This is a genomic window from Pseudoalteromonas sp. APC 3355 (assembly GCF_030407615.1).
In the GTDB taxonomy this organism is placed as follows: domain Bacteria; phylum Pseudomonadota; class Gammaproteobacteria; order Enterobacterales; family Alteromonadaceae; genus Pseudoalteromonas; species Pseudoalteromonas distincta.
This window is the reverse complement of record NZ_JASDDB010000012.1, coordinates 1-13,894: the sequence shown is the minus strand read 5'-3', so window position 1 is coordinate 13,894 and position 13,894 is coordinate 1. Positions and strand designations below refer to the sequence as shown.

The window sequence follows — 13,894 nt, the reverse complement described above, 5'->3', positions numbered from 1 at the left end:
GTTTCTACACCTTTTAAAAACTGTTAATCCGCTGCTTACTTATGTAAGTCAGTGTATGGAAGAAGGGCTAAGTAGCGAGCACGCTTAATAGCAGTTGCTAGCTGGCGCTGGTATTTAGCGCTAGTACCTGTGATACGGCTAGGTACGATTTTGCCACTTTCTGTAACATAGTTTCTAAGAGTAGCTAGATCTTTGTAATCGATTTGTTGTACGCCTTCCGCTTTAAAGCGGCAGAACTTACGACGTCTGAAATAACGTGCCATGAGATTAATTCCTCAAATAATTCTTTCTATATGCTGAGCATGCAAAACCAATTGGCTAAGGCCGTTACGACCTTCGTGGCGATTTAAAAAACCACTCACTTGCAATGCCTGCCCAACGTGCAAATGTTGAGTCTGTTGTTGCATTTGCTTTCCACTGGCAACTACCTGAAGCCTCACATAACTATTACGGTTAAGGTCTGCTTCGGTTTGCATCGATTTATGTTCTACAACAAAAATACAATGCGGGATGCCAGCAGGGCTTTGGCTAAACTTGGGAGTTTTACAAACTACCCCAGATATAACCAGCTGATTCATATATGGGCTAACCATTATAATAACTGCTGACTACATGCCATGCTAGGACTCAAAACAATTAAGCAGCTGGTGCTTCTTTCTTCTCTTCTCTTGCAAGAGGAGACGCTTCAGTTACAGCATTTTTAGTACGCATAACTAAGTTACGAAGCACTGCATCGTTGTAGCGGAAAGTAGTTTCTAGCTCGCTGATTACTTCAGTAGGTGCTTCAACGTTCATAAGAACATAATGAGCTTTATGAAGCTTGTTGATTGGGTAAGCCAGTTGACGGCGGCCCCAGTCTTCAAGACGGTGGATAGTACCACCAGCTTCAGTGATAGAACCAGTATAACGTTCGATCATACCAGTTACTTGCTCACTCTGATCAGGGTGAACCATGAATACGATTTCGTAATGACGCATGGATATTCCTTACGGTTAATAGAGCCTTCTACCGTTTCGGCCGGTCGGTTTAAGGCAAGGAATTAATAGTTTAAAAGCCGAAATGAGCGCGCATTTTACGCTTAGACGGATAATTAAGCAAGCAGGTTTTTTAAGCTTTTATAGATAAGAGTTTAAAGGCAATTATTGCGAGCTTCGCTCATCCCGTTAGCAAGCCGTAGGCCTAAAGGAAAAGCTAAACTCGCAGTTTAATATTTATCATATACGCCAAGCTTGGCTTGCGCGCGTAAAAAGCGCAGCTTTGAATTACTTAAGTCTAACACCTGCCTCAAAATATAAGTATTTACTCAAACTTAAAGCCGTGCAATTATTAAGCAACACATTATTAAATAAGGATATTTATGAAGCTCTTACTATCGCTTGTATTAATACTTACTTTTAGTACACCATTTTTAAGCCACGCAAAAACCAATACAACTGACATAACCGTTGGTAAAAAAGTCATTTTACAATCAAAAATACTTAACGAAGACAGACCCATTAAAATTTTCATACCTGACACTGTAAAAGACGATCAGCCGCTTTATGTTATTTATTTACTTGATGGTGTTGAGCACTTTCATACGGCGTCTGGGGTTATTAAATCCCTTGTTGATTACGAGCAGATACCTAACGCAATGCTCGTTGGTATTGATACAACTAACCGTGTTCGCGATTATTTACCAAAAGTACAAGGTGAACCTAAAACTGAGTTTCAAACCTTTGTTAAAAATAAATGGCCTGAAGCGGGGCAAACTGACGAGTTTTTGAAGTTTGTTTCTGACGAACTTATGCCATACATAAATTCTAACTACTCAACTAACGGCTACAACACACTAATTGGCCACTCTAATGCAGGTACTTTAGCGCTTTATACTTTAGTTAATCAGCCTGAGTTATTTAATAACTATATAGCTATAAGCCCAAACAGTTGGTGGAGTGATGAAGAATTAAAAAATAATATTATAAAATACACTAAAAATCCTAAAGGCGGTCAATCGTTATTTATTAGTGTAGCAAGTGAAGGGTCACGCTTTTATACAGGTGTATTAAATACTTTGGTAAATTTAGAACAACAAATGCCCACACAGTTAAAATGGGAATATAAGCATTACCCTACTTTTAGTCATATGGGCACCATACTACCAGCGCTTAGCGATAGCCTAATTCACTTATTTGGCGACCTAATTTTTAGCGTTACTGACGAGCACGGAAGATTTGCTGATGTATCGCTCATTACAGGTTACTACCAAGCACTGAGTGATAAGTACAGGTTTGAGCTTAAAATTCCACAAGATGTATATGTAGAATTTGCTCATAGCCAGCAAAAATTTGGTAACACAGCCAAAGCTATTACCACGCTTAAACACTTTACTACCCATTACCCAAATGCAGCCTATTCTCACATGCGTTTATCGCAAGGGTATACTGCGAATAAGCAGTTCAAAGAGGCCGTCACCAGTATGAAACACGCATTAGAACTTGCTAAGCAAAACTCGCGAGATCCGATGTTAATTGATGCGCTCAAGGATATGCTGAATGAAGCACAAAAGAATTTGTAACTGATTTAACGCAAAGCGCTTTTTTACTAAGGATAATTACGAGCTACGCTCGTCGCGTCAGCAAGCTAAACGCCTACAGGTAAAATTAAGCTCAGTGTGAAACTTTGCATGTAGATACAAGACGCTGAGCTTGCTCGCGTAAAAAGCGCAGCTTTTAATATATTTAAAACCACCATAAAACAAAACCGATGCTTAAATTAAACATCGGTTTTTTATTAAAAGCGAATAACTAACCGCTTTTCTCGTGGAGTTTTGTTTCACTCAACCTACATCACTTTCCTATCGCTTCTTTGGCGAACAGGTGTTTTATTGGGCCTAGGTTATCAACTAATGATAGCCCTACTCCGCGGATAAGTTTTTTAACCGGGTTTGCACCTTCAAATAACTCTTTTAACCCTTGCATCATGGCGATGTGCTTTTGTGCATCGAGCTTACGAGTGCGCTCGTAATCGCGCAGTGTGCGCGTGCTTGCAAACTCCTTGCTATCACTTGTGAGTAGTTCAATTAAATAAGCGGCGTCTTTTAGGCCTAGGTTCATACCAAGCCCTGCAAGTGGATGGATTGTATGTGCAGCATCGCCAATGAGTACCACTTTGCCTGAAACCCATTGCTGAGCGTAGCGCATTTTAAGTGGGAAAGCTGCGCGCGCACTTTGCACTTCACATAGCCCGCATTGGCCATCTATTGCAGCCATAACGGCTTTATTAAAGGCAGTGTTATCCATTGCAAGCAGCTCATCGCAGTGGTTTGGGCTGGTAGACCATACTATTGAATGGGTATTTGCATCGCTCAGAGGTAAAAATGCCAGTGGCCCGGTTGGTAAAAACACTTGGCGTGCGGTATTTGCGTGCGGCTCTTTAGTTTTAACAGTCGCAACTAGCGCATGATGGTCGTAATCTTTAAAGCTAAGCGCCATATTAAATTGTTTGCGAATAGCTGAGTTTGCCCCATCAGCCGCCACCAGCAGTTTTGCAATAATTGGCTCGCCGCTTTTAAGCGTTATAAATACATCTGATTCGCTTTGATGTATTTGCTGATACTGCGTATCAAACATTAGTGTTGCATTGCTTTGTTGCTCTAGCTCTTTTATAAGCGCGTAGCGGATAATGTCGTTTTCAACAATATGGCCTAAATGCTCAAGCTCAAGTTGCTCGTTATTAAAGGTTATTTTACCAAAGCTGTCGGCATCACGTACATCCATATGCGTATAAGCGCACGCTCGCTGTGCGATAATTTCTGGCCATACGTTTAATTGCTCAAGCAAGGTTTGACTTGCAATGCTTAGCGCACTTACGCGCAAACCATATTCGTCAGTTGGCAACGCTTGTGTTGGTGCGCCGTCGAGTACAACGACGCTTATATCGGCTTTTGCCAATCCAAGTGCTAGTGTTAGCCCCACACAGCCGCCACCTACAATACAAACCTGTGCTTGCTTCATAAACGCCTACCTTGTTTAACTTGCCCCATTAACTGTTTGGCTAATGGCGCTTTTAATGCGGGAAATAAATCCATCGAGAACAACCCAATACTGCGCCCCAATGCGAGCACTCGCGATGAATTTGAAAAAAGCCTAACAAGTGCATCGGTTAAACTCATTACGGTTTTTATATCATCACTGCGCTTTTTAGAATATTCACGTGTAAACGCATAGCTGCCTATATCGTGTTGGCTGTTTGCTATTAAATTACTAAGTACTTGCACGTCGCGAAGGCCTAAATTAAAACCTTGCCCTGCAATAGGATGAATAGCATGTGCGGCATTACCAATAACCACTGTACGGTGCGCAGTCAAAGACTCAACTTGCCCGTAAACGAGCGGGTAACTCGTGCGCATGCCTACTTTAGTAAATTGACCTCCGCGATAACCAAACGCGCTTTGTAGGGCACTTAAAAAAACTTGTTCATTAAGTGCCATGTGCTGTTCAACTTGATCTTGGCTCATACACCACACCAACGAATAACGGTTATTGCTCATGGGTAATAACGCCATAGGCCCGCTTTGTGTAAAACGCTCAAAGGCATGATTATTATGCCCACCAGCCACTTCTACATTAGCAATAATTGCGCCTTGTTCATAAGGCTGGGTATTAAAACCAAGCCCAAGTAAATTACGTGTGGGTGATTGTGCACCATCAGCAATAACCAATAGCGCTGCGCTTAATTGCTCGCCGCTTTGCAGGGTAAGTGTATTGCTATGCAGAGTTTGCTCAATGGCAGTTACGCTATCGGGGCACAAAAGCGTAATATTTGATTGCGTTAAACGCAGGTGGAGCGCTCGGCCAAAAGGGTTAACTTCTACTACGTAACCAAGTGAAGGCTTAGAAAATTCGTCGCAATTAATGTGCGCTTTGCCAAAGTGGCCTCTATCAGACACGCTCACTTTTTTGATTGCGGCGGTGTAAGGGGCATTTTGTTCAAATAAATTGAGGCTTTGTAAATACTCTACCGATTGCTGAGCAAGTGCAATGCTTCTGTCGTCAAAGCTTGGGTGGTAGTCGCCGGTAACTTGATTAGCTTCTACAACGGCAATATTTAACGCGGGATTAGTTTTAGCCACACTTAATGCGCAGCTTGCTCCTGCTAAACCACCGCCAATAATAACTACATCAAACTGCTTAGCCACTTTACTCTCCGAGCTTTATACGTTTTTAGCACTTTGCATAAGTGCTTCTATATCGCTAATTTTTTTAGGCACGCTTAGGGTCAAGTTTTCATGGCCTGTTTCGGTAACTAGCAAGTTATCTTCAATACGAATACCAATGCCTTTGTATTTTTTCGGTGCGCTTGAGTCTTCGCTTATATAAAGCCCAGGCTCTATGGTGAGTACCATACCGGGCTCAAATGCACGCTCAACGTTATTTACTTTGTAATCGCCAACATCATGTACATCTAAACCAAGCCAATGCCCAAGCCCGTGCATGTAATATTCTTTACATGCCCCTTTTGCCATTAGCTCGTCAAAGTCGCCGGTTAAAATACCTAAATCAAGTAAACCTTGGGTCATTACTTCCATTGCTAGTTTATTAGCATGCGACATGTAACCACCGGGTTTTACTTCATCAAAAGCAACTTCTTGCGCTTTAAGAACAATATTATAAAGCGCGGCTTGCTCTTCGCTAAATTGTCCATTTACTGGAAAAGTACGGGTGATATCGGCGGCGTAACCTTGTAGCTCGCAACCGGAGTCTATAAGTACCAGGTCGCCATTTTTTAATACGTCGCTATTTTGCGTGTAATGTAAAATATTGGCGTTATCGCCACTGCCAACAATTGTGCCGTATGCAGGGTGCGGCGCACCATTCATAGCATAATGATGATGCAGCTCAGCCTCTAGCTGAAATTCAGTAGCTCCGGCATGTGAAAAACGCATAGCGCGCATGTGCCCTCGCGCACTAATTTCACAGCCTTCTCGCATAACATCTATCTCGCTTGGCGATTTAAACAAACGCATTTCATGAATAAGGCCGCGTATTTCTTTTAAAGTACTCGGTGCTTTGAGGCCTTTTCGCGCACCACTTCGAAGTGTACCTAGTAACGAAAACACTTTAGTATCAAATGAGGGATAAGCACCTTGTGCAAAATAGAGAGCATTTTTTTCATTTAGTATATCGAGTAGCTTATCCTTTAATTCACTTAGCGGGTAAGCTTCATCAAACAAGTAGTCACTTTTAGCTTTATCAAAGCCAACCCTGCGGCCATGCCAAATTTCTGCAAGCTTGTCTTTATCTAGGCAAAATAAAGTACTGGGTGCATCGCTGTTATTATAGAGTACAAGTACGGCGTCGGGTTCGTTAAAGCCAGTTAAGTAAAAAAAGTCGCTATCTTGTCTAAATGCATATTCGGTATCGCGGCTGCGCGTAACTTCGCTCGCAGCGGGAATAATAGCAACGCTATTTTCATCCATTTGCGCAAGTAAGCGCTCGCGACGTGCTTTAAATTCTGACTTTTGTACTTCAACCATTATTAACCAACCCGTTTAACTTTTTAAACTAATGAAGTGTTTTTTTAGTACTTTGCGTGTTTTGCTCTTTACCAAGCTCTGCAAAACAAAGTAGTGCTGATACGCGCACATATTCAATCACTTCGTGCAGCGCTTGGCTGTCTTCTTCGGTTTCTTCAAAAGTGGTATCTAGGCGAGTGATTTCGCTAAAATCAGTAATAACTTCTTTAACATCGCTCGATAGTTTACCGTAATCTTTTTGCTTTAAGCCAAAACCAAGCATAAACCCTGCTACCCATGATACGAGGCCATTAGCCTGATCGATGAGTGTTTCGTCATCGTTTGGTAAAAATAAATCAAACTGAAATTCGTCATCATTAAAGCTCGCAACTACTTGCTTATAAATAGTGCCAAAAAACTGCTTTAAATCGTTACTAAATGATTCACCATCGTTAAACACATCGCTCAAAAGGCCTAAGTATTCTTTGTCGTCAATGGTTAAACCACACGCAAGTAAACCACTAATTACACCATGCGCTTCGGCAGGTGATACAAATATTTCGTTTTTTTCTAAAAGCAGTTGAGCTTTTTCGTAATCGGGTAAATCGTTCATAATCGAATCTTCGCTTTGCAAGTTAAGGCAATGCTACCACTCGATAAAAAGCAACTCCAATTAATTGTATGATCAAGCTCAAAAACCATGCGATAAAGTAAATGACGAGTTAAAGGTGCGGGAAAACTAAGCGAACGGTTTAATTTTTTACGTTTAGGGTTTAAGGATTGGATTATGTCTTATATACTTAAATTGTTCCCTGGGGTACCGGAGCTTGGTTAAGTCCCTGAGCCGATAAATTTTATACCAGGATTTCTGTTCGTCTACTATTGTGCAAGCTCGGCATGTACCGAGAAGCCTACGGTAAACCGCAGATTTCCGCCCTGAAACCTTCTGGTTTCAGGACTGAAACCGGGTACCGTATCTTGGGGAACACCTTCTTGTTTTTATACTCCCTCTTATTACTTATTCATTTTTTTGCTATACCTTCGTACATTATTTTTATAATTTTTGGCAAAAAAAAGCTGCAAGCAATTTCTTACTTACAGCTAAATTTTAAATGCTTACGCTTATTTACTTAAACCAACCTTGAAAGCGCTCCATCATCATGTAGTTTATTGGCACTAACAATAAAGTAATAAAGGTCGCAAAAATAATCCCAAACCCTAGACTTACCGCCATAGGTATTAAAAACTGCGCCTGAGTTGCTTTTTCAAATAATAACGGCATTAAGCCAATAAAGGTCGTTAAACTTGTTAGCATTACAGGGCGAAAACGCGATGCACCGGCAAGTTTAACTGCATCTAGTAATTTGCCGCCTTCACTGCGCTTTTTATTGATAAAATCAACTAGTACAAGGGAGTCATTTACTACCACCCCAGTTAGGGCGAGCATACCAAGCAAGCTCATAATGGTTAAATCCATGCCCATAATCCAATGCCCGACTACAGCACCTATCATGCCAAATGGAATTACACTCATTACTATAATTGGCTGTAAGTAAGACTTAAGCGGTATCGCTAATAGCGCATAAATTATGAAAAATACAAACACAAGTGCCCAAGCCAATGAGCCAAACGACTCTCGCTGCTCTTTAGCCTCACCTTCTAGTTTGTAATCTACTCCAGGATATTGCTGCATTAATTCATCTAAATACTCCGTTAGGTCAGCCTGAAGTATGGTCATGTTGGTGTTATTTTTTTCGATATCCGCTGTAACATTTAAAGTACGGTAGCGGTCTATTCGGTTAATAGTTGACGGGCTTTGCCCTGCGGTAAGGGTTGCAACATGCGATAACGGCACCGAGCCACCAGTAGGTGTATTGATGAGTATATTTTGTAAATCGGCTACAGAGCGGCGCTCGTCTATAGGCAAGCGTACCATTACTCGTACATCATCACGCCCGCGCTGAATACGTTGGACTTGCGAGCCAAAGAACGAGTTACGCACTTGACCTGCAACATTAACTCTATTTAAGCCCAGCGCTAAGCCTTGCTGCGTAAGCTCTATTTGTAACTCTTCTTTACCATCAGACATGCTATCTGCAATATCAAATACCGTTGGGTAGGTCGATAAACGGGTTTTAATGTGATCAGCCACGTCTTGTAAAATAGTCAACGAAGTCCCGCTAAGCTGAACATCAATTGGGTCAGAACTTCGGCCAATTTCAGCTCTAAACGTTAAGCTTTCAGCGCCTGGAATGACACCAATTAAATCACGCCATTCGCTGGCAAGCTCTCTTGATCCTATGTCTGATTCACGCTTTTCTGCCGGTGTTATTTCAAAGCGTACAGAACCTGAATTAGATACACCACCGCGCCCACCTGTTGTGGCTAATATATTTAAAATAACGCTTTCACCTGTATCTGGATCGCGGTATTTTTCTTGTAATTGCTGCGCCTTTTGCGACATATCAATTACGTATTTATTAGTGACTTCAAACGGCGTACCTGTTGGTAGTGTTAAGTTAACGCGGACTGTTTCGCTTGGTATACGCGGGAAAAATACAAACTTAGTCCAACCACTAGTGATCATGGTTAAAATTATTATAAACACACCAACAAACAAACTTACCGAAGCCAATTTATGGCGCAGTGCTAAATTTAAAGTGGGTTGGTAATATTTTAAAATCGCGTTTTCAAATCCATCTGCAAAACGCTGTTGAATAACATCAAACTTTGAAGGTTCGCCTTTTTCGTGGCGTAGTTTTATATATTTTAAATGTGCGGGTAGTACAAATTTAGATTCAATCAATGAAAACAATAATACCGGAATAACCACTACCGGTATTTGTGCAAACAAAGCACCGCGCGCCCCTTCAATAAAGGCCAAAGGTAAAAAGGCTGCAACGGTAGTTAATACACCAAATGTTACTGGTGTTGCGACTTCTTGAGTACCTAAAATTGCAGCTTGCTCGCCCGACTTAGCTGTTTTTAAATGGGTATAGACATTTTCGCCAGTAACTATGGCGTCATCAACAACAATTCCCAGTACTAATATAAAGCCAAATAAACTCATAATATTAAGGGTTACGCCAAATATAGGCATCGCTATAAACGCGCCCATAAACGAAACCGGAATACCAATAAATACCCAAAATGCAATTGCAGGTCGTAAAAACAAAGTAAGTAAAGCAAGTACTAAAATACCGCCTTGTAGGGCATTGGTCGTTAGTGTGGCAATTCGACTTTTAACCAGCTCCGAATCATCATCCCAGTAACTTAGTTCAAATCCTTGTGGGAGGGAACTTTGTTGCTCTTGTATGTAATTTTTAACTTCGTCAGCAACAGTAATCGCACTTTGCGGACCAATTCGATATACGTCGATAAATGCAGCCTGCTTACCATTAAAGCGAGTACGTACTGGGGTTTCTTCAAAATCGTCTTTAATTATTGCAATATCGCCTAAACGAATAATCGTGCCGTCAGCTTGGTTTTTAACAACAATATTGGCAAATTCATCTTTACGATATGCTTGCCCTTTAGAGCTTATAAGTACGTCCCCACCTTCAGTTTTTAAGTTACCAGCAGAAATATCAGAGCTTGAATTAGCAATGGCACTCGATATTTGTGCCAAACTTAAATCGTACTGGCGAAGAACGTCTTGGCTTACTTCAATGGCAATTTCGTAATCACGAACACCACTTAGCTCTACCTGCGTCACATTTGGTAAACGTAGAATTTGATCGCGTACTGTTTCTGCGTATTCACGGGTTTCTTTTTCGCCGTAATCACTTGATACGGTAACCGCGATAACTTCGCGAATTCGTTCCGCAAGCGCGACTATTGGCTTTTCAGCATCGGCTGGAAAGGTGTTAATTGCATCTACACGACTTTTAATATCGGCTAAAAGCTCACGCGGGTCGTAGCCCGTTTCAACTTCTATTGTTACAGAGCCTGAGCCTTCAGAAGAGCGGCTAAATATTTGCTTAATACCTTCTAAATCTTGTACGGCTTCTTCTATACGAATTGTTACGCCTTGCTCTACATCCTCTGGTGTTGATCCACGCAAACTTACGTTCACGCTTATCATGTCGGTTTCGAATGAAGGGAATACTTCAAGCGGTATTTTAGTCGATAAACTAAAAAGCCCCGACAGCAGCAACGTTACTAGCAATAAGTTAGCTGCAACATGGTTTTTGGCAAACCAAGCTATCATGGCTTATCTCCTTGCTTTGCTGGACGGCGTTTTTTTAACTCTTCAACACTAATACCAAGCTCTTTTGCTTTTTGTTCAAGCTGCTCTGGAGTCGGGCGCTTTCCTTTACCTTGCCCATTCGCTCCACGGCTTTTAGGTTGATCTGCACTTTGTTCACCTAAAATACTTACTTGAGTTCCTGAACTTACTTGACCAAGTGGAGTAATAACAAGCTTATCATTTGCGTTTAAACCGGTTTTTATCATCGCCTGAGTCGCATTTTGCCAAGCTAGTGTGATGTCTTTGCGCTTAAGTACGCCACCTTCAACAATGTAAACGTACGTTCCTTGATAAATTGTACTGTTAGGAATTATAAGTGCGTTAGATACTGTTCTGCCGGTAATTTGCGCTTTTATATACTGCCCAATTTTTATTGGGTACTGGTTATTTGCTGTTGCTTTATACGGGTCATTAATTTTAGCAACTACATAAAGCTGCTGTGCGCCTTCATCTATAGCACCTTCTGTGCGTGCTAATTGACCTTGCCACGTTTGCTCACCTACTAAGTCAGAAGTAAATTTAACAATTGAACCCGCTTGGTTTTTAGCACCATCGCGATACTGCTCTGGTAAATTTACAAATGGGAGATCTTTATTTTTAATTGGTAAGCGAATCTCAACGCTATCGATTGCGTAAATGGTTGCTAACTGTGTGTTGTTAGTAACAACTTGCCCTAAATCAACACTGCGGCTAAGTATACGCCCCGCATATGGCGCCGTTACTTTAGTGCGCTCTAAATCAAGCATCGCTTTTTCAAGTGCTGCCTGCGCCGACAAAACCTCAGCTTCAGCGGCTGCTAGTTGTGGCTCACGTAGTACTAAACTGCTTGCCTGATTTGAGCCGCCAAGGCGTTTCCAATCGGTAATAGCTTGTTGTCCACGCGCTTTTTCTTCTAGCAAACCTTGCTCTGCTGTTAATAAATTGGCTTGAGCAGATTTAACTTCAGCCTGATGATCTCTGTCGTCTAGTTTTAAAAGTATATCGCCTTTTTCAAAAAAACCGCCTTCTCTAAAGTCATCACTTACTTCAATTATTTGCCCAGATGCCTGAGCCACTAACAAACTTTGTGTACGTGGTTTTACCGTACCGTAGCTGTCTATCATAACTTGATAATTTTGTGGTTTTAGCTCAAGCGCAGCCACACTTATTGATGCCTTCGGAGGTGTCCCAAAGCGTTTAGCCTCTGGTGGATTCCCCTTAATAAACATAACAATTAAAATTGTGGCAACAATAACCACCGCTGGAATAATAATTTTTGCTGTTTTAGTTTTCATCGTTATTGCTCTTTAGTTCACTTGAGGGCTTTGCAAAATCACCACCAAGGGCAATGTGTAGGTTAATTCTATTGGCTATTAATTGGTTTTTAATATCGATTAAGGAGCTTTGCGCATCGAAAGAGCGATCTTGGGCATCAAGCACTGTCGTGTAAGTTACCAAGCCACTTTGATACTGCTCAAACGACAATTGCTCTGCAGCAAGTGCGTTTTCTTGTGCCTCTAACGTGCTTGTATATTGAGCTTTGAGGGACTGCTGCTGCGAAATTGCATTTTCAACATCACCAAATGCGTCATAAAGCGTTTGTAAATAAAGCTGCTCTTGCTTTTGAGTATTAAGACGCGCTATTTCTTCGTTGGCTTTTAAGCGCCCACCTTCAAAAAGTGGCGCTGAAATACTACCTAACAAAGACCATGCAAGGCTTGATGGAGAAAACAAGTCGCTTACTCTGTCGGTGCTATCGCTTAATGAAGCAGTTAAATCTAAACTTGGAAAGCGTTGTTTGTGCGCATATGCCAATGATGCGTCGGCTGCTAAAAGCTCATACCAACTTGCACGTAGAGTAGGTTTTCGCGTTATAAGTTCAGAAGGTAATCCTAGAGAAATATCGGTATTAATAACAGGTAAGTCACTACTAGCAGTAATAGCGCCTTTTGGGTATTCACCAAGTAAACGTTCAAGTACACGTGCTGATGCCGATAAACTCGCTGTTTGAGTGGCAATGCGAGAGCGTTCATTATTAAGCTCATTACGAGCTAAATACACATCGAGCGCTTCGTTTATACCTTGGCGATAGCCAGCTTCAATAATATCGAGATTTTGTTGTGCATTGGCTTCGCGACGCTTAAATAAATCCAGTAATTGCTGCGCCGTAACCACATCAAACCAACCTGTTACCACATCAGCAACAAGTTGCTGTTTAGCTTGCTCAAACCGCGCCTGCTGAGCTAAATAGTTAAGATTAGCTTCGCGCTTAGCGTCAGAAAGCTTACCCCATAAATCAACCTCGTAAGTTAAATTTAAACTTACGGAGCTTGCGTTGTCGTAACTTACAGGGCGGTTGTCTTTACTACGGCTTGTACGTGTTGATAAATCGAGGCTTGGCCAAAGTGCAGCGCCCGAGACTATAAGTTGCTGCTTTTGAATTTCAACATCATAACTCGTTTGCAAAAGCTGTTGGTTATTTTTAAGTGCTTGTTGTACAAATTTGTTAAGCGTAGGATTTTGTAATTGTGTAAGCCATTGCTCTTGTACTTTTAATGCTGAGCTTGATGCTTCTTGCTGCCATTGCTGAGGCATATTATTAGGGACTTGCATGCGCTGAGACGAGTTTAAATCACTCGCACAGCCGCTGAGCAGCATCACACTAATTGCCAGTAGGGTTGGCTTGCATTGCCAGATCATAATTAAACCTAAATTACTGCTATTTATGAACGTAATTCAAGCACTTTGGCAAATTTTGCTCAACTTACTTTACATAACATTACATAGCTAGCGATGAATTAACATAATAGCCAGTTATACGGTAAAAATGAGTAAATGATCAGCAATTTTTAATACTAAAATTAACTTTTTGTAGTGTATCTAAAAGATTATACCTATTCGCTTAATTAAGTGATCTATTTTGAGGTAAGAAAATTGTGTCGATAACAAGGCAAAAATTTCGTTATTTTTGTCTTATATCAGAAATTTTTAACGCAGTTAACGGCAGGTTTAATCACTCAAATTAATTAAGTATTATTGCGGATTGGTATTAGACATATAGAAACAAAAAAGCCTCGCTATAAACGGGGCTTTTAATAAATGGTGCCGACTAACCGAGTCGAACGGTTGACCTACTGATTACAAGTCAGTTGCTCTACCAGCTGAGCTA

At 41.2% G+C, this 13,894-nt stretch carries 11 protein-coding genes, 1 tRNA gene and 1 other RNA gene; 2 read left to right on the top strand and 11 right to left on the bottom strand.

What is annotated here, in order from left to right; all coding sequences use genetic code 11:
• Nucleotides 1–35: 35 nt before the first annotated feature.
• From rpsR to rpsF, 3 genes are read right to left on the bottom strand one after another with little or no spacing between them, the layout of a single operon-like run.
• Nucleotides 36–263, bottom strand: a complete 228-nt coding sequence (gene rpsR / locus QMA08_RS15865; protein WP_002962753.1) for a 30S ribosomal protein S18 — start codon at nt 261–263, stop codon at nt 36–38.
• 12 nt (nt 264–275) lie between these two features.
• Nucleotides 276–593, bottom strand: a complete 318-nt coding sequence (gene priB / locus QMA08_RS15860) for a primosomal replication protein N (protein ID WP_004588456.1) — start codon at nt 591–593, stop codon at nt 276–278.
• Between the two features lie 43 nt (nt 594–636).
• Nucleotides 637–978 carry a 30S ribosomal protein S6 gene (gene rpsF / locus QMA08_RS15855; RefSeq protein WP_002962750.1) on the bottom strand — a complete coding sequence of 114 codons (342 nt, stop codon included), beginning with the start codon at nt 976–978 and terminating at the stop codon, nt 637–639.
• Between the two features lie 380 nt (nt 979–1,358).
• On the opposite strand from rpsF, the gene QMA08_RS15850 reads away from it, so the two are divergent.
• Complete coding sequence (locus tag QMA08_RS15850) at nt 1,359–2,558, top strand: alpha/beta hydrolase-fold protein (RefSeq protein ID WP_290174925.1); 1,200 nt, start codon at nt 1,359–1,361, stop codon at nt 2,556–2,558.
• A 271-nt stretch (nt 2,559–2,829) separates the two neighbouring features.
• Here the strand turns inward: QMA08_RS15850 and QMA08_RS15845 are convergent, their stop codons facing one another.
• From QMA08_RS15845 to QMA08_RS15830, 4 genes are read right to left on the bottom strand one after another with little or no spacing between them, the layout of a single operon-like run.
• The gene (locus QMA08_RS15845) at nt 2,830–3,996 is read right to left on the bottom strand and encodes an FAD-dependent monooxygenase (protein ID WP_290174924.1); all 1,167 of its coding nucleotides are present in this window, start codon (nt 3,994–3,996) and stop codon (nt 2,830–2,832) included.
• Nucleotides 3,993–5,180 carry a 2-octaprenyl-6-methoxyphenyl hydroxylase gene (ubiH, locus tag QMA08_RS15840; protein ID WP_290174923.1) on the bottom strand — a complete coding sequence of 396 codons (1,188 nt, stop codon included), beginning with the start codon at nt 5,178–5,180 and terminating at the stop codon, nt 3,993–3,995. Before ubiH ends, QMA08_RS15845 begins: the two co-directional genes overlap by 4 nt.
• 15 nt (nt 5,181–5,195) lie before the next feature.
• Nucleotides 5,196–6,518, bottom strand: a complete 1,323-nt coding sequence (pepP, locus tag QMA08_RS15835) for a Xaa-Pro aminopeptidase (protein ID WP_290174921.1) — start codon at nt 6,516–6,518, stop codon at nt 5,196–5,198.
• Nucleotides 6,519–6,546: 28 nt separating this feature from the next.
• On the bottom strand, nt 6,547–7,110 hold the full coding sequence (locus QMA08_RS15830; RefSeq protein WP_002962745.1) for a UPF0149 family protein: 564 nt from the start codon (nt 7,108–7,110) through the stop codon (nt 6,547–6,549).
• Nucleotides 7,111–7,303: 193 nt separating this feature from the next.
• Here QMA08_RS15830 and ssrS point away from each other — a divergent pair.
• A non-coding RNA gene (ssrS, locus tag QMA08_RS15825) (6S RNA) lies at nt 7,304–7,486 on the top strand.
• A gap of 137 nt (nt 7,487–7,623) precedes the next feature.
• On the opposite strand, the gene QMA08_RS15820 is transcribed toward ssrS, so the two are convergent.
• From QMA08_RS15820 to QMA08_RS15805, 4 genes are all read right to left on the bottom strand, one after another.
• The gene (locus QMA08_RS15820; protein WP_138489612.1) at nt 7,624–10,707 is read right to left on the bottom strand and encodes an efflux RND transporter permease subunit; all 3,084 of its coding nucleotides are present in this window, start codon (nt 10,705–10,707) and stop codon (nt 7,624–7,626) included.
• Nucleotides 10,704–12,020, bottom strand: a complete 1,317-nt coding sequence (locus QMA08_RS15815; protein ID WP_002962743.1) for an efflux RND transporter periplasmic adaptor subunit — start codon at nt 12,018–12,020, stop codon at nt 10,704–10,706. Before QMA08_RS15815 ends, QMA08_RS15820 begins: the two co-directional genes overlap by 4 nt.
• Nucleotides 12,010–13,425 (bottom strand): TolC family protein, encoded by a 1,416-nt coding sequence (locus tag QMA08_RS15810; protein ID WP_290174918.1) that lies wholly within the window; start codon nt 13,423–13,425, stop codon nt 12,010–12,012. Before QMA08_RS15810 ends, QMA08_RS15815 begins: the two co-directional genes overlap by 11 nt.
• Nucleotides 13,426–13,825: 400 nt before the next feature.
• Nucleotides 13,826–13,893: transfer RNA gene (locus QMA08_RS15805), tRNA-Thr, on the bottom strand.
• Nucleotide 13,894: the final 1 nt, after the last annotated feature.